The organism is Methylobacter psychrophilus (genome assembly GCF_025583945.1).
Taxonomy (GTDB): Bacteria; Pseudomonadota; Gammaproteobacteria; order Methylococcales; family Methylomonadaceae; genus Methylobacter_C; species Methylobacter_C psychrophilus.
Window position 1 is genome coordinate 125,782 of sequence record NZ_JAOEGU010000005.1, and the last position, 18,775, is coordinate 144,556.

The following is an 18,775-nucleotide window of genomic DNA, read 5'->3' on the forward strand; positions in this document are numbered from 1 at the left end:
TCGTAGTGAAATGCATTAATAACCAGCTATAAGCCTTCCCAAGGCGTGTACAAGCCCTCAACATTAACCCCGAACATATCCAGTACCCGACCGACTGTTTCGTTGACCATAGCCGTTAATGAGTCAGTTTTACTATAAAAAGCCGGCATTGGTGGAAACATAATGCCACCCATTTCGGTCACAATCCCCATATTCCTGATATGCACAAGATTTAACGGGGTTTCGCGCGGCATAACAACCAAACGCCTGCGCTCTTTTAAAACCACATCGGCTGATCGTGAAATCAAATTATCACCAAAGCCATGAGCCACCGCCGCCAGCGTTTTCATTGAGCACGGCGCGATAATCATTCCTTCTGTTTTAAAACCGCCACTGGAAATACTGGCGGCAATATCATTAATACCGTGTGTCACATCGGCCAACTTAAACAGTTCTGCCCGCTTTATATCCATTTCGTGCTTTAAATTAACCACCCCCGCATCAGATATAACAAGATGGGTTTCCCATTCTTCCTGCGCCTGTAAAATTTGCAACATCCTTACGCCATAAACAGCACCGGTTGCCCCGGTCATGGCAATAATCAAGCGTTTTTTCTGAGTCATTATTTTAGGTTCAAGTTTTAAGGTGAAATTAGTTTTTAGACGTAGGTCGAAATAAGACTACCCAAGCCTGTCCTGAACATAGTCGAAGGGACACGAAGCTTTCTTCGTGATCTTCGTGTCTCGGCAATTGCTCCTGCATTGCTCTAGCTCCTGCATCCATGCAGTCGTCGGCAATTGCTCCTGCATTGCTCTAGCTCCTGCATCCATGCAGTCGTTCGTAATGATCTTTTAAGGTTTTTTTGGTTTTCAAAAATCACAATTCTTTTGCGAATTTATCAGTAGCAGCAACCAGCGCGTCAATCATTTCCAGGCCTTGGGCAATGTGTCCGGCATTGGGCAATATGATATATTCGGCCTGAGGTAGTGCCTGATGCAGCTTCATGCCGGCTTCTATTGGACAAACTAAATCCTGGCGACCATGAATAATAATGGTTGGAATATTGGTTAAAATAGCGCAATTTTCCAGAATCTGATTTTCCTTAATAAAATAATTATGTCTGGCATAATGCAACTCCATCTGCACTTGTTTAACCATTTTGTCAGTAACATGGTCGCTTTGGCTGCCGGGTTTATAATCATTCCCTAACGCTACCTGCCCACCCCAAGCCATCCATTCCTTGGCAACCCGTCTTTGGGCAACCTCATCTTCACCCCATAGCGCAGCACATAGCTCTTGTACCAAATCTTCCCGACCCTGTTCCGGAATGCTTTCAAGCAATCGCTGCCACTGTTCAGGATAAATTCGATTAACACCCTCCTTGGAAAACCAGTCGAAATCTTGTTGCCGCACCAGAAATACCGCGCGAATAATCATGCCGACTACTCTGTCCTGATGCTGCTGAGCATATAACAAGGCCAGTGCAGCACCCCAAGAACCACCAAAAACCAGCCATTGATCTATTCTCAAGTGTTGCCGGATACGTTCCATGTCATCAATCAAATCCTGAGTGGTATTATTCTCCAATTCGCCAAAAGGCAAAGACAAACCACAGCCACGCTGATCAAAAAGAATAATTTGATAATACTCGGGATTAAAAAAACGTCGGTGATCAGGCTTGGTTCCCGAGCACGGCCCACCGTGCAGAAAAATGACCGGAATGCCGTCAGGATTACCACTTTGCTCGACATAAACGGCATGTTGACTGCCCGTTTCAAGAAAGAAGGTGTAATAGGGGGATATTTCAGGGTACAGGGTTTTCATTGTTTATTCGCGAATTAAACGATCTAATAAAACATCTTCTACATTACGACGTGAATCCAGCACCGATAAAACATAAACAGCATCGCCTGAAAATCGGTAGATAACACGCCATGGTGGAATAATCAGTTCCCGGTAATGACCTATTCCTTGTGCCAATAATTCTGGAACAATCCGTCCTCGGTCTGGAAACAAAACCAGATCAGATGTTTTATCCTTGATATTGGCAAAAACATTGGCAGCGGCTTGGGGACTTGTATTACGTATAAACAGGATGATTGCAATCAAATCACTTTCTGCTGTTTTGCTCCAGTAAACTTGATAAAGCTCATTCATTGGTTAGCTAACAGGGCTTCTACATTATTAAAAGTCTGTGTTTGATGACTCATGTTACCGCTACGAATATCATTTTCCGCCTGCGTAAGCAATTTTAATAACCCCAGTGCAGCACGCATATTCTCGTAACTTTCAGCGTCTTGCAATACTGCTCGTGGCTCACCGTTTTGGGTAATGATGATGGGTCTGTGGGTTTCATTAACCTGATTTAATAAATCTGCGGAATGTAATTTTAAATAGCTGACAGGTTTAATATCGGCTGAAATCTTCATGGCTTTCACCTTTTGTCCATATTTAGCACCAAGTATAGCACCTATACAAAATGACAGGCAAAAAAAAGGGAGGATTTGAAACCCTCCCCTTTTTATCGGATTTGTTTTTAAGTGAAGTGCTTAGAAACCGAAACCGAGTGAACCACCTGCTGTTAAACCATTGACATTGGTACCATCAAGCGAGGAAGTTGCCAGGAAATAACGCACATCAGCACCAACATACAAGCTTTTCCAGATATTGTAATCCACACCCGTACCAAAATTCATTGCTGGTTTTAGCTCAGTAATTGAATTAATTTGACTTGGTGGACTAATAACATTCAAAGTGAAACCGACCGGAATGATCCATGGTCTGAGTTTACTATCTTTCATGAATTTAATTTTTGGCGAAGCACTGATTCTCAGCATACTTTGAGTAGCTGTTGCTGTACCAGATACACCAGCTCCAAGAGCACTACTGGTAAATGTACCCAAGTCAACATAGTTTAGATCCAACTCTCCTAATAGTTCAGTTTTGTCAACCAAACCAAACATATCATCACTTAAACTCATATCCATACCGGCACCGAAATTCCAACCACCCGTATGACCGGTATCACCACCTTGGCCGGTAGTGGCAACCATAGACTCATCATTGCCGGTATAACCGCCACGGAAATACAGCATATTATCTTTAACTTTCTTTACAACCGGCTCAGACTTGACTGAAGTCATCCAAGCATCCAGTTCCTGAACTTTTTGCGTATCTGCTGCTACTGCACCAGCGGGTGCCGCAGCGCTAACTTGAGCTCTTAAGCTGGCAATTTCATCCTGCATAAGTCTAAGTTGAGCTTCCAATACTTCTGCTTTACTGTTTGCCGCTTCGGCCATACGTTCGGCTTTGTTCAATGCTGACGCTTGTGGAGAAACCAGGGCACCTGCCATTGTTAAAGTTGCCAAGGCTACGCCCAGATATATTTTATTTTTTTTATTAGTCATTGATTCCCCCTCATGGGATGTTAATTTATAATATTTGCTTTAATACAACAAATTTGATTTCACGGTGGAAATAGTAGCAGTAAATCTATTTCCACACAAGCATTAAAGTTATTATTTTTACTTGAGTTTATCCTTATTTATCAATAAGTAACGACACAAACTTACTTTTACTTATATAGTTGTATGCAAAAAACAACAAAAAACAACCTAATTACCATTAGATTGATTCAATCAACAACCTGAAATATCCTTCAACTGAATGCTGAAAATGAGATAATTAATGATAAATTCTTTAGCCTTAAGTTAAGGGATCCTGTTATACCGAAACTATAGTTAACTACCTACTTTTTGACAAGCTCAGGACTTACAACTTAACGCATATTAAGCTGGAAACCAGTAGAATGGTCTTTTGTATTGCTGTATTTTATGTGCTCGCAGGGATAAAAACATTAACAGGGCATTATTAATCCACTATTTTTGCTTTAAAAGATTCCACCTGCCATGTACCAATACAACAAATCCACTTTCTGATTTTTGACTTTTATCGACATCAATGACTAAAACAACGGATATTACTATTATTGGCGGCGGCGTTATTGGCTTGCTGACTGCCAGAGAATTTTTTAATGCCGGTGCAAACGTGACGGTTATCGAAAAAAATTTGTTAGGACAGGAATCTTCGTGGGCAGGGGGCGGTATTTTGCTGCCGCTTTACCCCTGGCGGCAAGAAGAGGCGATTACTCGTCTGGCCATACAAAGCCATTCATTGTATCCGGATTTAAGCGCTCAACTGCTTAACGATACCCGTTTGGATCCGGAATGGACGCCCTGTGGCCTTCTGATCACCAAAAATCCTGACATTACTGCAGCACAAAACTGGTGCAATACTAACAACATAGAATTTGAAAGGCCTGAAGCAGATTTTTTTAATGAATTTAATACCATTCCTGAAAATCCGCTTTGGTTACCTAAAATTGCCCAGGTTCGTAATCCCCGACTAATTAAATCATTGAAACAGGATCTGATTAATAAGGGTGTGACTTTACTGGAGCAGTGTGAGTTAACCGGTATTACTCTGACACAAAACCGAATCAGCAGCATTCAAACCACGACGGGGCAATTGACTGTTAACCAGTTGGTCATTTCTGCTGGCGCATGGACGGGGCAATTATTTCAGCAACTGTTTCCTGATATGGTAAGTAATGCTCCAAAAGTTGCTCCCGTTAAGGGTCAAATGTTGATATTTAATGCCCAGCCGGATACATTGCACACAATGGTATTGGACGGCGATCAATACCTGATTCCGCGACGTGATGGAAAAATTCTGGCGGGAAGTACGGTAGAGCAGGATAACTTTAATAAAAGCACAACAACCACTGCCCGCGATCGATTGACTGAATTTGCCTTGACGTTACTACCGGCACTTAAAAAAGCTCCGCTAATTCACCATTGGGCAGGTTTAAGACCTGGCACTGAATACGGCGTACCCTATATCGACAAACATCCTGAAATCTGTAACTTAAGTATTAATGCCGGTCATTTTAGAAATGGCCTGGTAATGGGACCTGCATCTGCACAGCTGATGGTTGATCTTATTTTAAATCGCCCTACTGCAATAGCACCTGAGCCTTACAAATTAAGCAGATTGGTTGATTGATTTATTCACCACGAACGACTGCATGGACAGATATTTGCTCCTGCAATATCAGCATTAACCACACCCCTGTGGATTATGCAAGAGGTACGTAGCCATGAATGGCGGAAGGTAGAATCGCGTCTGGAACAGCTATCGAGAACAATGCAGGAGCTAGAGCAATGCAGGAGCAGTTGCCGAGACACGAAGAAAAACCAAAGTAAAAACTTCGTGTTCTTCGTGTCTTCGTGGTGAAATGCTTTAACTTGAGACCTATAAAATCAGACCACCTAACGGCAAACTTATGAACCTTTATCCTTTATTACGTCCGCTATTATTTTCACTTGATCCTGAAACAGCCCACGAGGTTACTCTTAAGCTGTTAAATGTTGCGCATGTTTCCGGTGTCGGGAAACTAATCTATCCAGTTATTGAAGATAAACCCGTCAAGGTGATGGGCTTAACTTTTAAAAACCCTGTCGGCCTTGCTGCCGGCATGGATAAAAATGGTGATTACATTGCAGCGCTAGGGGCATTAGGCTTTGGCTTTGTCGAAATAGGCACGGTAACACCTCGTCCACAACCCGGCAACCCTAAACCGCGATTGTTCAGATTGCCTGAACATCAGGCAATTATTAATCGTATGGGCTTTAATAATTCAGGCATAGATCATTTACTCGGCCAGGCAAAAAAAAGCAGCTACAGCAATATTTTGGGTATTAATATCGGTAAAAATTTCGACACGCCTATTGAAAATGCGGTTAACGATTACTTGATTGGCTTGCGTAAAGCTTATACATCTGCCAGCTACATTACCATTAACATTTCTTCACCTAATACTAAAAACCTGCGCCAGTTGCAGCAGGGTGATGAAATAAAAGCCCTGATTGCTGCTTTAAAAGAAGAACAACTTAAACTGCAACAAGAGCATGGTACTTATGTACCTTTGGCTATAAAAATTGCTCCAGATCTAACTGATGATGAAATAACGCATATTGCCGGATTGTTGCTGGCATTTGAAATAGACGGTGTCATAGCCACCAATACGACTGTCGCCAGAAACAAGATTACCGGACACCCATTGGCCCATGAAGCCGGTGGCTTAAGTGGCGCGCCCGTTAAAGACCAAGCCACACATGTTGTACGTGGCTTGGCCGCTGAATGTCAGGGAAAAGTCGCGATTATTGCGGCAGGAGGGATTTTAAGTGCAGAAGATGCGCAGGAAAAGTTGCAGGCAGGAGCAAGCCTCGTGCAGATTTACAGTGGCATGATTTATCGTGGACCACAATTAATAGAAGATATTGTAAAGTCTTTGTAGAAATTAATTCACCACGAAGGACACGAAGAAAAAAACTTCGTGCCTTTCGTGACATAGATATTTACACGCGTCTTCATCCCGGCAGGGATTGCCGGGATGAAGACGCCATGGATGGCAATATTAGGCTACGCAAGCCAAATGTTAGTAATATAAAGCTAACTTTTATCTGATTTTTCACATCTCTGAATTCCGGTAATCCCTGCCGGCATAACGTTGCTTTTACTTGTATAGATAACTACGCCTTCGTGGTGATAGTCTTTTTTAAGATATAGTCTTTCAGAAATTAAATTTCCATTACATTAAATTTTGAGCCCGTACGGATACCATCCCTTGAAGGGATGGTATCCGTTAGCATCGAAATTATTTATCTGAAAGTCTATAACAACCAATTATTCGCCAGCAATCGACATACGTTCAACCAAAATAGAACCTGTACGAACATTGCCACGATAATCAATATCATTGCCCACGGCGATGATATTCTTTAGCATATCTTTCAAGTTACCGGCAATAGTAATTTCTTCAACCGGATATTGAATCTCGCCATTTTCCACCCAGAATCCTGCGGCACCGCGCGAATAATCGCCAGTCACCATATTAACACCCTGCCCCATCAACTCGGTAACCAACAAACCGGTACCCAGCTCTTTTAACATACCCTGATAATCGAGGGCTCCTGAATCTATCGTTAAGTTTCGCACGCCACCCGCGTTGCCGGTAGTGTGCATTCCCAGTTTACGTGCGGAATAAGTACTCAATACATAACCGCGTAAAATACCGTCACTGACAATATCGCGGGAAGTCGTTGCGACACCCTCACCATCGTATGCAGCACTGCCCAAGGCACCTTTTAAATGCGGCTGTTCGTAGATACGAATAAATTCGGGAAAAACCTGACTGTCCAGAGCATCCAGTAAAAACGAGGACTTCCGGTATAAGTTACCCCCACTGATTGCACCAATAAACGAAGCCAATAAACTTGACGCTATTTCTGCGCTATACAATACGGGGCATTGCCGGGTGCTTAGGCTACGCCCACCCAAACGTCTTAGCGTCCGTGCAGCGGCTTTCTTGCCTATTTCGGCAGCAGCTTCCAAATCTAGAGCGTTTCTTGATACGCTATACCAGTAATCGCGCTGCATACTATCGCCGCGTTGCGCCAGAACCGAACAACTTAAAGAATGCCGGGTTGAAATATAGCCCTGAATAAATCCCAGACTATTGCCCATTACATGAATACCTTGATGGGTATTAACTGACGCACCTTCAGAATTACTGATTTCAGCATCATAACTACGACCAGCATCTTCGCATTCGATTGCCAGGGCAATCGCATCATTAACACTGAGATTCCACGGATGATTAAGATCAAGATCGGGAAACTCTGTTGCCAACCGTTCTTCTTCCGGCAATCCGGCATAGCTGTCTTCACTGGTGTAGCGGGCGATACTACAGGCTGCGCTAACTGTTTCTTTAATAGATTCCGGTGATAAATCGGTGGTACTGGCGGTTCCTTTTCGCTGATCAAAATAAACCGTTATACCGAGACCTTGGCCGCAATGATGTTCTATCGTTTCAACGTCACCCAGACGCGCGGATACAGACAAGCCATTTTCCTGACTCAAACCTGCTTCGGCGGCACTTGCACCCTGTTTTTTTGCCTCGTCCAACAAGTTTTGAACGATATTTTTTAAACGATTAATTTCTTCTTGGTTTTGCACTGTGATCTCTAAATTTTAAGTGAGGTATAGCGGCTTTTACCAAACATGCCGTGTATCATTTCTTGCGAAAATCCACCCGACTTGCTGATCTTTTTTCTCTATTATCTACGTTATGCAACTTTGGACTCATAATGCAGTTTTTGTTGCTCTTCAAGTTTTCTGTGAATATTGCTGGGGCTTAATTCCAAACCATTACGCCAACACAGCGCACCGAGCTCTAAAAAAAATTGCTTAAAATACTGCTCATCATTCAAAGGAACAACCAATTCCGTTTGTCTGTCACACACAGCTTGTAAATCATAATCTCCCCATGAATTATCGGAAAAATACAATCGCAGAATTTTCTGCTGTATATACTGTGCCCGGATGATTTTAATCATTGTCAGCTCCTGCAATACGTTGCAACGGTCTTAACTCAATAGCGCATTGCCAATCAGTTAATAGTTCTTGTTGGTGTTCTTTTGCCCATTCTCGTACCAACTTGACGGCTTTATTGGGCAGTGTTCCCGCTATAAGCTCACCGCCTTCAATAGCCATTAAAGCTTGATGTCCTTGATATTCTATGTGAAAGTGCGGTGGGTTATGGTCATCGTGGTACATACGAATATAAATCCCAAAGAAATAGGAAATTACAGGCATGCCAGTTCTTTTAATATCTTATATTTATAACATTTAAACACTGGTTCCACCAACCGTCAATCCATCAATTTTCATGGTCGGTTGACCAACGCCAACCGGTACACTTTGTCCTTCCTTGCCACAAGTACCAACACCACTATCCAACTCAAGATCGGTACCAACCATGGACACTTTGGTTAAAACGTCAGGACCGTTACCAATCAGGGTTGCCCCTTTAACGGCACGAGTTATCTTGCCATTTTCAATCAAATAAGCTTCACTGGCAGAAAAGACAAACTTGCCTGACGTAATATCAACCTGTCCTCCGGCAAAGTTTTTGGCATAAAGGCCTTTTTTTACCGACTTGATAATTTCTTCGGGGTTATGAGATCCCGGCAACATGTAAGTATTGGTCATGCGTGGCATAGGCAAACTCGCATAAGATTCACGACGACCATTACCGGTAGACTTAACCCCCATTAAACGGGCATTAAGCTTATCCTGCATATAACCTTTAAGAATGCCGTTTTCAATCAATACGGTTTTTTCTGTCGGCGTACCTTCATCATCAATACTTAACGAACCACGGCGGCCTGGCAAGGTACCATCATCGACCACGGTACATAAACTGGAAGCAACCCGCTCACCGACACGACCACTAAAAGCCGATGTCCCTTTACGGTTAAAGTCACCTTCCAAACCGTGTCCGATGGCTTCATGCAATAAAATACCCGGCCAACCCGGCCCCAATACCACTGTCATATTACCGGCTGGTGCTTCTTCTGCTTCCAGATTAACCAATGCCTGCCTTACCGCTTCTTTGCCGTATTCCAGTGCCCGGCCCTGATCAATAAAATAACCGTAATCACTGCGGCCACCGCCCCCCATACTGCCTTGTTCACGATGGCCGTTTTCTTCGACGATAACGGTGACGTTCATTCGCACCAAGGGTCTTACATCGGCAGCTAACGAGCCGTCCTGATTGGCCACCAGAATACTTTCATGCGAACCGCTAAGGCTGACAATCACTTCTTCTATGCGAGCATCCAGTTTACGGGTTTCACTCTCGACATGACGTAATAAATCTATTTTCTGTTGATCAGCCAAAGATTTTAATGGATTGATAACCGGATAATACATCGGCCAGCCAGCGGCTTTTACCAAACCAACCTGGGCATCTTGCCCTTGCCTGACAATGGCTTTAACGTTATTGGCAGCTTCCAGCAATACCGACAGTTCAATTCGGTCACTATAAGCAAAGCCTGTTTTCTCACCGGAGACAGCACGTACGCCAGCGCCCTGCTCAATACTATGACTACCCTCCTTAATAATCCCGCCTTCCATTACCCAAGACTCGGAATGACTGGACTGAAAGTAAATATCGGCAGCATCAACGGGCGAACTGAGCAACCGGCTCATAATTTTTTCAATATCGCCATCCTGGATACCGGCAGGTATCAGAATAGCTTGTCTTGCAAGATTTAATAGTTCCATTACAACATCAAAATAAAGGGTTAAGGTTCAAGGCGCAAAGTTCAAGACCCAAGTTTCAAGAGTAAGCCATATTCGCTCTAACCTTGAACCTTGAACCTTTCACCTTGTACCTTAGTTATTCTTCTTTCAAATCATCACGTATGCTTTCATACAATGACTGCAATAATTTTTCAGCGCCATCGGCAAGCTGCTCTGAACTGTTATCTTTATCTGCACCACGCTTTTTACTACGGCCACCAGCGCTACTTTGTTCAGCGGCATTACCAAGAATAGCACTTACTACTGTCTCGGCACCGTCACTTTCAACCGTTAGCACATAAATTGCTTCGTTATGCTTACCGCTAAAAAAAGATTTTTCAGGATCATAAAGCACATAGTAAAGCCCTTTATCATGCTCACGATCGGTTATTTCAATACCACTTTGCTTTAAGGCAAGACCCAGTGTACTCCAAGCATCATCAAGAGATTGCTTGATTCTCAATTGAGGCGGTGTCGATGTCGTCATATAAACATCCTCACCCAAGCCCGCCTCATGGCGCTTCTTGGGGATTTTACTGTTATCGATAACACGCAACTCTGCGCCTGGCTTACTGATAGTAATTTCAGGTGGATGCTCCAGCATTTGAGTATCCCGATAACGACTGTCATTGCCACTACAAGAAACCAACATAATGCCAAGCAGAAAACTTTTAATGATTGATTGCATATTATTCACAAAAAAAACGTCTGTGGCTTAAAACCGGAAAGGCTCCCCGCACTTTTTCCAGTCGCTCAGGATCTATTTCAGCCAAAACATAACCGCCGCCGGTTTTGTAACAATCCAGAACTACGCCCCAAGGATCGATAATCATGCTATGACCAAAGGTTTTGCGCCCGTTAAGATGAAAACCACCCTGATTGGGTGCAATCACATAACAGAGATTTTCCACAGCACGCGCACGCAGCAATACCTCCCAATGAGCCGCACCGGTTTCAGCAGTAAAAGCAGAAGGAACCACCAGTATATCTACACCCTCCTTGCTCATTTTTCGAAAAAATTCCGGAAACCGCAGATCATAACAAATAGCGATTCCCAATTTACCAAAAGGCGTATCAACAATCAGCGATTCAGTGCCCGGCTCAATGGAATCTGATTCACGGTAGACTTCATTGGTCCCCGGCACATTGACATCAAATAAATGTACTTTATCGTAACGACCGACTCTTTCGCCTTCATCGTTATAAATCAGACAAGCTGCACGCACCTTGTTATTGTCATCAGCCGCCATAGGGATAGTGCCACCAACAACCCAAACCGCATATTTTTTGGCAACTATCGATAAAAAATTTTGTATGGGCCCCGAGCCATCGACTTCCTTTGCCTTAAGCTTGTCAGTTTCATGATTCCCCATCAAAGCAAAATTTTCTGGTAAAGCAACCAGTTTTGCACCAGCTTTAACCGCTTCCGCGATAAGCTTTTCAGCTTCCAACAAATTAAAACCGATATTAGGACTTGATGCCATTTGTATGGCCGCACATTTAGTCATATTGTCTCTTTTTATGGTGTGTTAGGTTCCTGCCAGGGAAAACTGGTGAGTCCATTCCAGGTTTTCTGCAACAAGCCATCATTTTCATGTAGCGGAATGATTTGTGCGTTCTCCCAGTCGCCCTTAACCAAATACTGTGAACCAAAGAAAAAACCGTCTTGATCTTTACCGGTTAAAGTTCGCCCGATTATATCTGCAACTTTACCCATAATTGTACCAGCAATAGGTACGGCATCAGCACTTTTTGGCGCTACATTGACAATTTGATCAAGACTTTTATTGATAAAATCAGTCTCTCCCGTGAGAGTAATTTTTGCAGAAATAGCATCAATAACCAAGTTATCAGTGATGGCCTTACCCTTTAATAAATCAAAGTGTCCATTGATACTGTTAAATGCCAGGCCTTCCTCATACACATCACTGAAATCCAGTTGCAAGCGTTTTATCCACTGAGCCATTGCCAGCATGCCCAAAACACGACCAAATCCAGGCTCTATGCCTAAAATACGGCCGCCTTTTAAATTAACATCTATCTTTCCCTGTAAAGCCATTAACGAAAATTGATAAGGTGCTGCATTCCACATACCGGTGAAATCAACAATGGCAGTGGTTTCTCTGAAATTCTTGGTAACACCCAATTTGGACAGAAGCTGTCCAACTCTGGGCATGTTCAGCTTGCCTTGTATACGGGTTTCGGATTGCTTACCCTTGATTTTCCAGTCACCTGATAAGACTAGTTTTTGATCATTCCCCGTCAACTCGATGCGCTTGAAGGCGATACCGTTGGCTATACGTTCCGTTATGACGCTCAACTGCCCGAGATCAACGGACTGCCACAACACTTTTTGGCTGGTTATCGTTAATAAAGGCATAAAATCAGGAACAGATGGTGCCAATGCCGCCGAACTTTCCTGAGACTTGATTTTTTTTAACACGGAAAGCTCCAGCTCCTCCATATCCAAATTAATACTATCAGCACCTTTAAGATTAACAGGTATTTTAAATCGACCTTTGGCAATTGAACTGTTGCTATCACCCACCCAATAATTACCTTCAGGCTTTAAGACCAGATCAAACAAACCCAGGTCGGCTTTACCCCATAATCCATGCTCGCTCTGTATTTTTATTTCCTTAAGACTATTTACTGCACCTGTTATGGCTTCGCTTTCTTTTCCGTAGGCAAGAGACGAAGCCAGACCCAACCAGTCTTGCAAGTCCAGGCGCTCACGATTAATTACCAGTTTTATTCCTGATCCCTGACTTTCAGAAATATCACCAGAACCTACCAAAATATTCGCGGATTCAATAGCCTGCTGCTTTATATTAAACTTAATCGCTGCTTTCAATTGATTATTATAATTTACGTTAATCGGCAATAATACTTGATCAGCCAAATTAAACGTCAGCGCCAACGATCTTTGCTGCTCCCTGGTTTTGGCTAATGCACCCGGCAAATCCAATGACAGGCCTGACAACTCTGAGAGCATAAGCAGTTCGGGTGAAGTTTCGCCATAAGGAAGTTGTAACTTTAGCTGATAATCTGTTGCCCCTTCAGCTATCTGCCATCCGGGTATTTTAAATTGTTTCCTTAGATTACCGACATCGACACGACCCGCTACACTAACAGTTGTCTGAACATCCGAGCTTTTAACAGCAATCTGAACAGGATAATTTAAGGCGGTCGCTTTAATAATGTCACTGTAAATGCCCAGCTCATTAAATTTTAAGGCACCATTAATCTGGTTAACTTTCAAATCAAGCGCCTTCACTTTAAGCTTGGCATTACTCAGCTGAGCTGATCCATTCACTTTAGCGATGCCGCTATCAGTTAACGGAAGCTTTAAATCCAAGGTTACCTGAGTACTACCCTGCGGTTCTATAGAACCTAACAGCTTATCTACCGATGAATTAAGCGGTGTCTTTTGCATAAACCTCAAACCTTCCAGTATGTCCGTTTCCAACAACCCTTTAACCAGTAGATACTCACTATCATTCAGCGACGGTATCGTTACCCGTGCCTGATTAATTTTTACCTTATCACTTAGGCCTTTAGCTAAATCAACCTGTAAACCACCCTGTAAAAACAAAACTTCGCCGCCAAGATCCGTTAAATGCGGCCATTCAGAATTATAGTTTAACTCCAGTTGATCAATGTCAAACAGCGCCTCAAAAATACCCTGTCCGCCAATAAATGGAAAATCACTTAAATTACCGTAAAACAGCATGCCGCCTTTGGGCACACGCCCACTGATAAAAGCCTTATCCAGCCAATCAACAGATGACTTACCCATCGTGCTCACAGGCAAGTATTGAGTGACTTGACTAACATCATCACTGGCAAATGCCATTTGCAAATCCATAAACGTTTTCTGCCCTTGCGTTTTTGGAATCGTTAAATTCATTTTGCTTTTAGTGTTTAAATGCGGAGCATCCAGTTGGATTATTGGACTGGAGATAAGCCAATTATCGAGGGTTTGTTGCCATGAGATAGCGCCTTCAAGTTTCGTCATGGTTAATGTTTCACGAAATAATCCAGGCGCTGTCAGCCTCGCGTCTTTAGTTGCCAAAGTCACGCGACCCAGCTGATCACTTCCTTTCAGATGGCCGGTCAAATTCTCCATGCCTGGCATCGCACCTAAAGAAGGAAAGCTAATGTTGGTAAACTCCCCGTTAACGGCATAGTGTTTTTCATCCAGATCAGCAAATAAAGAAAGTTCTTCCAACGACCCTTGGAGTTGTATTTGAGCCAATTTTTTAAACTGTTCATCCGATAATGGCGCAAAAAACTGTAATATTTTGGATATTTCCTGTGCATCCACTTGCTTGACAAACAAACCTATTTTATGCGGTAAATTACCATTCCCTGAAATACCCAATATGGTCGCAGGCCATTTTTTATTTGCCGTTTCAAGCAAAAAGTCAGGTGCATCCAGATGCCACTGACTGCCATTAAGCTGCCAATAAAAAAGCGTGTTTAACTGTTTAATTAAAAACTCCTGATTGTCAGGCTTGCGTAATTTCAGTTGTTGTAGCTGCACATTACCCGTAAGAGAAACCAGTTTCGACTGTGCAAGCTTACTCCATAGCTTAACGTTGCCGGTACCCGAATGAATATTAATAGAAAACGGCAAATCACTGGTCAGCCATTCAGCCAGATGTAAATTTTTCCCTTCTATAAAAATAGTGCCATCAATAGCTAATGGTTTAAAAACATTACCCATTAAATCCATAGACACTCTTAACTCATTGCCATATTTTTTGGGTAACTTCACCAGAATATTCATCTGATGACGCTGGGCATTATTAATAATTGCAAAATCCACATCACCAACAATAGCGAGTTTATTTTTGCCCAACTCATCCTGCCAACTAATCTGACTTTGTAAAATCTCGTATTTATTACCCTGCAACAACCATAACGGCTGTTCGTCGCTGGCTTTTAAGCCAACAATGGCAATGCTGCCATCCTGTTTGCGTTTTACAGTGAGCTTGGCCCCCACTAACGTAACCCAGGTCGATGATAGGCGATCCCGATTAATCAGAACATCCAATAAATTAATTCCTAGGCGTATTTCTTTAAGTTGAATCGCAGACGGCTCACCAGCAACAGCTGAGGCTATGTTGATATCCTTCAGTACCAGTTGAGGACTATAGCCACGCATATTTGCACGTAAACGCCCTATCGTTACCGGAACACCCACCAGTTCGCTGACGCGAGTCGATAAATCAGCTTTATAATCATCAATCTGAAGCAACAATAAACGTACTGTAGTCAAGCTGACTGCCAAGGCAATTAAAGACCAAAAAACAAGATGCCGCGTTGCACGCTTAATGTGATGGATCATAAGGGCTGATCAAAGATACAAGGTTAATGGCACAAACAACATTTTTAATTTGGCACCTTAAAGAAGCACCACATCATACTGTTCCTGATTATATTCAGCCTCAACCCTAAACTTGATCTGTACGCCCAAAAATATTTCCAGCTCGGCCAACATGTCCGCTTCTTCATCAAGCAGCATGTCCACTACCTCATTAGACGCCAGAACCAACAAGGTCTGAACCTTATACAGCCTTACTTCCCGAATAATTTCCCTGAATATTTCCAGACACATGGATTCAGCCGTTTTTAAAACCCCCCGCCCGCCGCAAGCACTACAAGGTTCGCAAAGAATATGCTCAAGGCTTTCACGGGTTCTCTTACGGGTCATTTCTACCAAGCCCAGTACCGAAACTTCAGTAATTTTGGTTTTCGCACGGTCTTTTTCCAAATTACGTTCCAATGCCTGTAAAACCTGTTTTTTATGGTCTTCACTTTTCATATCGATAAAATCGATAATAATAATCCCACCCAGATTCCTGAGTCTAAGCTGACGCGCTATGGTTTGAGCGGCTTCAAGGTTGGTTTTGTAAATAGTCTCTTCGAGGTTACGCCCGCCCACATAGCCACCCGTATTAACATCAATCGTCGTCATCGCTTCAGTCTGGTCAAATATTAAATATCCGCCCGATTTCAACTTGACTTTACGATCCAGGGCTTTTTTAATTTCATCCTCAACACTGTAAATATCAAATACAGGACATTCACCCGTGTAATGTTCGATCACCGGCACGATTTCCGGTACAAAAACCTCGGCAAATTCAAGTAATCGATGATAGGTTTCTTTTGAATCAACGCGAACCCGATCAATACCCTCTTTGTATAAATCCCTTAGCGTTCTGACACTCAGCGGTAAATCCTTATGAATAAATTGCTTGGGTTTTGCGGTAGCAATCTTTTCAAGAATCGACTCCCATAATTTCAGCAAAAATGTCATATCGGCAATCAGAACCGATTCACTAGCGCATTCTGCCGCTGTTCTTGCAATAAAACCGCCACAATTATGCTCCTGCCTGAACGTATCAAGACAAAGTCTTAACCGGCCACGTTCAGCTTCACATTCAATACGCTGGGACACACCTGAATTGTTCGCATAGGGCATATAGACCTGATAACGCGAGGGTATTGATATTTCCGTGGTTAAACGTGCACCTTTACTACCCATAGGATCTTTGACTACCTGCACAACAACAGACTGGCCTTCATGCAAGTAATGCTCAATAACATCGGAACCTTTTTCTTCAAGGTCTTTCGTACACAAATCTGAAAGATGAATGAACGCCGCCTTGGGTAAGCCAATGTCAACAAAAGCCGCCTGCATACCTGGAAGAACCCGACACACTTCGCCTTTGTAGATATTACCCACTAAACCCCGCTCACGGCTTCTTTCAATAATGAGCTCTTGTAACACGCCATTTTCAATAACTGCAACACGGGTTTCCGGCGGCGTTACGTTGATTAAAATTTCTTCACTCATTTGAAAAACTCTATTCCTTGTTTAGATAAAAGTTCGGCTGTCTCAAACAATGGTAAACCGACCACGCCTGAAAAACTGCCTTTTATTAATTCCACAAACATGCCTCCCATGCCTTGAATGGCATAGCTGCCGGCTTTATCAACCGGTTCGCCACTGTCCCAGTAACTTAGTATTTCCCGTTCTGTCAAACACCTGAAAGTCACCTCGGTAATACTAACTGCCTGGCTATGCTCACGGCCTCTCAGCGAAACGGCACTATAAACCTGATGGGTTTTACCGGATAACTGCATCAACATAGCCAGAGCATCAGCCTTATCTTTAGGTTTTCCCATAATTACAGGTCCCAAAACAACCGCTGTATCGGCAGCCAAAACCGGTATTTCAGTATTGAGTTGGGCTTGGCACGCCGCAGACTTTTCAGCCGCCAAGCGCTGCACATAATCCAGTGGTGTTTCATCAGGCAATGGGGTTTCATCAAGATCAACCGGGTAAACCTGGTAAGTGACCTTGATTTGATCTAACAGTTCCTTACGGCGTGGCGAAGCTGAGGCAAGAATAATCTGAAAGGACATTAGCGATGATAAGGGTGATTATGGAGAATACTCCAAGCCCGGTAAAGTTGCTCAGCCACCAAAATACGCACTAGCGGATGCGGAAACGTGAGCTTGGATAAACTCCAGGATTCACGCGCCAACTGTTTGGCAGAATCGGCCAAACCTTCAGGGCCACCAATCAGTAAAGCGATATGCTGGCCACTTTCCAGCCAACGCTGCATCGCCTGTGCCAATTCGGGCGTAGTCCAAGGTTTACCGGGTATATCCAACGTCACAATATGAGTGCCTTGTGGAATAGCTGCAAGCATTCGCTCACCCTCGTCTTTTACAATACGGGCAACATCACTGTTTTTACTGCGCTTACCCGGCACAATTTCCTTGAGCACCAATTCACATTCACGCGGCAAGCGCTTGGCATATTCATCGTAACCTTGCTGTACCCAGCCCGGCATACGGTTTCCTACTGAAATTAAATTTATTTGCATGGACATGCAGGATACAGACAACAAGAGGTTAGTGCAATGTCGTCCACTGTATAAAAAATCAACGACTAATCATAAAAGCGGGAGAAAATTACGACAAACAACGCTTCCGGCTCTATCAACCTGTTTATGCTAACTTTCGCAGTGGCTGATCCGGTTAAAAATCCGCTATTCCAGCCACCCTCCCCGGTAAGAAAAGGGTGTAAAAAGTTAATTTACAGCGTTTGTAAGGACAAGATTTATAACTAAATTAGTTTAATCACCCACACTCAAACTGTGCGGATAATTAAAATCAGGCAACCTGAACAGGAATCGATGAGGAAGAACGTAACACTTCGTTTTTTTCATTAAAATAAACCAGGGTAGGCTTATGATTTTCGGATTCTTGCTGATCCAATAGTATATAAGTACAAACAATAATCAGGTCGCCGGGACAAGCTAATCGAGCCGCTGCGCCATTAACCGAAAAAATCCCGGAACCATTTTCTGCACGAATGGCATACGTGGTAAAACGTGCACCGTTATTGACATTGTAAATTTGAATCTGCTCGTATTCTTTGATACCGGACAAGTCAAGAATAGTGCCGTCAATTGCGCAAGAACCCTCGTAACCCAACTCTGAACGAGTCACTGTGGCTCGATGTAACTTTGCTTTAAGCATCGTAATTTGCATAATAAAACACTAT

Annotated in this window: 18 protein-coding genes; 2 read left to right on the plus strand and 16 right to left on the minus strand. The window is 43.1% G+C overall.

Annotated features, from left to right (window positions below; translation table 11 throughout):
* Positions 1 to 26: 26 nt before the first annotated feature.
* From N7974_RS04530 to N7974_RS04550, 5 genes are all read right to left on the minus strand, one after another.
* Positions 27 to 602 carry a UbiX family flavin prenyltransferase gene (locus N7974_RS04530; RefSeq protein WP_262964459.1) on the minus strand — a complete coding sequence of 192 codons (576 nt, stop codon included), beginning with the start codon at positions 600 to 602 and terminating at the stop codon, positions 27 to 29.
* Positions 603 to 855: 253 nt separating this feature from the next.
* Positions 856 to 1,803, minus strand: a complete 948-nt coding sequence (gene pip, locus N7974_RS04535; RefSeq protein ID WP_262964460.1) for a prolyl aminopeptidase — start codon at positions 1,801 to 1,803, stop codon at positions 856 to 858.
* A gap of 3 nt (positions 1,804 to 1,806) precedes the next feature.
* The gene (locus tag N7974_RS04540; protein ID WP_262964461.1) at positions 1,807 to 2,136 is read right to left on the minus strand and encodes a type II toxin-antitoxin system RelE/ParE family toxin; all 330 of its coding nucleotides are present in this window, start codon (positions 2,134 to 2,136) and stop codon (positions 1,807 to 1,809) included.
* Positions 2,133 to 2,408 carry a type II toxin-antitoxin system Phd/YefM family antitoxin gene (locus N7974_RS04545; RefSeq protein WP_262964462.1) on the minus strand — a complete coding sequence of 92 codons (276 nt, stop codon included), beginning with the start codon at positions 2,406 to 2,408 and terminating at the stop codon, positions 2,133 to 2,135. The genes N7974_RS04540 and N7974_RS04545 overlap by 4 nt, the downstream gene beginning before the upstream one ends.
* Before the next feature lie 120 nt (positions 2,409 to 2,528).
* A complete protein-coding gene (locus N7974_RS04550) occupies positions 2,529 to 3,386 on the minus strand; it encodes a porin family protein (RefSeq protein WP_262964463.1) in 858 nt (285 codons plus the stop codon).
* A gap of 553 nt (positions 3,387 to 3,939) precedes the next feature.
* Between N7974_RS04550 and thiO the strand changes: the two genes are divergently transcribed.
* Positions 3,940 to 5,043: a glycine oxidase ThiO gene (gene thiO, locus N7974_RS04555; protein WP_262964464.1), complete on the plus strand. Its 1,104-nt coding sequence runs from the start codon at positions 3,940 to 3,942 to the stop codon at positions 5,041 to 5,043.
* Positions 5,044 to 5,323: 280 nt separating this feature from the next.
* Complete coding sequence (locus N7974_RS04560; protein ID WP_262964465.1) at positions 5,324 to 6,337, plus strand: quinone-dependent dihydroorotate dehydrogenase; 1,014 nt, start codon at positions 5,324 to 5,326, stop codon at positions 6,335 to 6,337.
* 389 nt (positions 6,338 to 6,726) lie between these two features.
* On the opposite strand, the gene pmbA is transcribed toward N7974_RS04560, so the two are convergent.
* From pmbA to panD, 11 genes are all read right to left on the minus strand, one after another.
* Complete coding sequence (gene pmbA / locus N7974_RS04565; RefSeq protein WP_262964466.1) at positions 6,727 to 8,058, minus strand: metalloprotease PmbA; 1,332 nt, start codon at positions 8,056 to 8,058, stop codon at positions 6,727 to 6,729.
* Positions 8,059 to 8,168: 110 nt separating this feature from the next.
* Entirely contained in the window at positions 8,169 to 8,438 is a 270-nt protein-coding gene (locus N7974_RS04570; RefSeq protein ID WP_262964467.1) for a DUF2442 domain-containing protein, read from the minus strand.
* Positions 8,431 to 8,697 (minus strand): DUF4160 domain-containing protein, encoded by a 267-nt coding sequence (locus N7974_RS04575; RefSeq protein ID WP_262964468.1) that lies wholly within the window; start codon positions 8,695 to 8,697, stop codon positions 8,431 to 8,433. The genes N7974_RS04570 and N7974_RS04575 overlap by 8 nt, the downstream gene beginning before the upstream one ends.
* Before the next feature lie 33 nt (positions 8,698 to 8,730).
* Entirely contained in the window at positions 8,731 to 10,170 is a 1,440-nt protein-coding gene (gene tldD, locus N7974_RS04580; RefSeq protein WP_262964469.1) for a metalloprotease TldD, read from the minus strand.
* A 115-nt stretch (positions 10,171 to 10,285) separates the two neighbouring features.
* Positions 10,286 to 10,876, minus strand: coding sequence for an outer membrane protein assembly factor BamC (gene bamC / locus N7974_RS04585; protein WP_262964470.1), 591 nt, complete (start codon positions 10,874 to 10,876; stop codon positions 10,286 to 10,288).
* A 1-nt stretch (position 10,877) separates the two neighbouring features.
* Positions 10,878 to 11,696 carry a carbon-nitrogen hydrolase family protein gene (locus N7974_RS04590; RefSeq protein ID WP_262964471.1) on the minus strand — a complete coding sequence of 273 codons (819 nt, stop codon included), beginning with the start codon at positions 11,694 to 11,696 and terminating at the stop codon, positions 10,878 to 10,880.
* Between the two features lie 11 nt (positions 11,697 to 11,707).
* Positions 11,708 to 15,541, minus strand: coding sequence for a YhdP family protein (locus N7974_RS04595; protein WP_262964472.1), 3,834 nt, complete (start codon positions 15,539 to 15,541; stop codon positions 11,708 to 11,710).
* A 57-nt stretch (positions 15,542 to 15,598) separates the two neighbouring features.
* A complete protein-coding gene (rng, locus tag N7974_RS04600) occupies positions 15,599 to 17,053 on the minus strand; it encodes a ribonuclease G (protein ID WP_262964473.1) in 1,455 nt (484 codons plus the stop codon).
* A complete protein-coding gene (locus N7974_RS04605) occupies positions 17,050 to 17,625 on the minus strand; it encodes a Maf family protein (protein WP_262964474.1) in 576 nt (191 codons plus the stop codon). Before N7974_RS04605 ends, rng begins: the two co-directional genes overlap by 4 nt.
* Positions 17,625 to 18,092 (minus strand): 23S rRNA (pseudouridine(1915)-N(3))-methyltransferase RlmH, encoded by a 468-nt coding sequence (rlmH, locus tag N7974_RS04610; protein ID WP_262964475.1) that lies wholly within the window; start codon positions 18,090 to 18,092, stop codon positions 17,625 to 17,627. Before rlmH ends, N7974_RS04605 begins: the two co-directional genes overlap by 1 nt.
* Positions 18,093 to 18,381: 289 nt before the next feature.
* On the minus strand, positions 18,382 to 18,762 hold the full coding sequence (gene panD, locus N7974_RS04615; RefSeq protein WP_262964476.1) for an aspartate 1-decarboxylase: 381 nt from the start codon (positions 18,760 to 18,762) through the stop codon (positions 18,382 to 18,384).
* Positions 18,763 to 18,775 lie beyond the last annotated feature (13 nt).

Bases quoted from the DNA above. Each gene is read 5' to 3' on its own strand.
- N7974_RS04530 (WP_262964459.1), bottom strand. From the start codon at position 602: ATGACTCAGAAAAAACGCTTGATTATTGCCATGACCGGGGCAACCGGT.
- pip (WP_262964460.1), bottom strand. From the start codon at position 1,803: ATGAAAACCCTGTACCCTGAAATATCCCCCTATTACACCTTCTTTCTT.
- N7974_RS04540 (WP_262964461.1), bottom strand. From the start codon at position 2,136: ATGAATGAGCTTTATCAAGTTTACTGGAGCAAAACAGCAGAAAGTGAT.
- N7974_RS04545 (WP_262964462.1), bottom strand. From the start codon at position 2,408: ATGAAGATTTCAGCCGATATTAAACCTGTCAGCTATTTAAAATTACAT.
- N7974_RS04550 (WP_262964463.1), bottom strand. From the start codon at position 3,386: ATGACTAATAAAAAAAATAAAATATATCTGGGCGTAGCCTTGGCAACT.
- thiO (WP_262964464.1), top strand. From the start codon at position 3,940: ATGACTAAAACAACGGATATTACTATTATTGGCGGCGGCGTTATTGGC.
- N7974_RS04560 (WP_262964465.1), top strand. From the start codon at position 5,324: ATGAACCTTTATCCTTTATTACGTCCGCTATTATTTTCACTTGATCCT.
- N7974_RS04570 (WP_262964467.1), bottom strand. From the start codon at position 8,438: ATGATTAAAATCATCCGGGCACAGTATATACAGCAGAAAATTCTGCGA.
- N7974_RS04575 (WP_262964468.1), bottom strand. From the start codon at position 8,697: ATGCCTGTAATTTCCTATTTCTTTGGGATTTATATTCGTATGTACCAC.
- tldD (WP_262964469.1), bottom strand. From the start codon at position 10,170: ATGGAACTATTAAATCTTGCAAGACAAGCTATTCTGATACCTGCCGGT.
- bamC (WP_262964470.1), bottom strand. From the start codon at position 10,876: ATGCAATCAATCATTAAAAGTTTTCTGCTTGGCATTATGTTGGTTTCT.
- N7974_RS04590 (WP_262964471.1), bottom strand. From the start codon at position 11,696: ATGACTAAATGTGCGGCCATACAAATGGCATCAAGTCCTAATATCGGT.
- N7974_RS04595 (WP_262964472.1), bottom strand. From the start codon at position 15,541: ATGATCCATCACATTAAGCGTGCAACGCGGCATCTTGTTTTTTGGTCT.
- rng (WP_262964473.1), bottom strand. From the start codon at position 17,053: ATGAGTGAAGAAATTTTAATCAACGTAACGCCGCCGGAAACCCGTGTT.
- N7974_RS04605 (WP_262964474.1), bottom strand. From the start codon at position 17,625: ATGTCCTTTCAGATTATTCTTGCCTCAGCTTCGCCACGCCGTAAGGAA.
- rlmH (WP_262964475.1), bottom strand. From the start codon at position 18,092: ATGCAAATAAATTTAATTTCAGTAGGAAACCGTATGCCGGGCTGGGTA.
- panD (WP_262964476.1), bottom strand. From the start codon at position 18,762: ATGCAAATTACGATGCTTAAAGCAAAGTTACATCGAGCCACAGTGACT.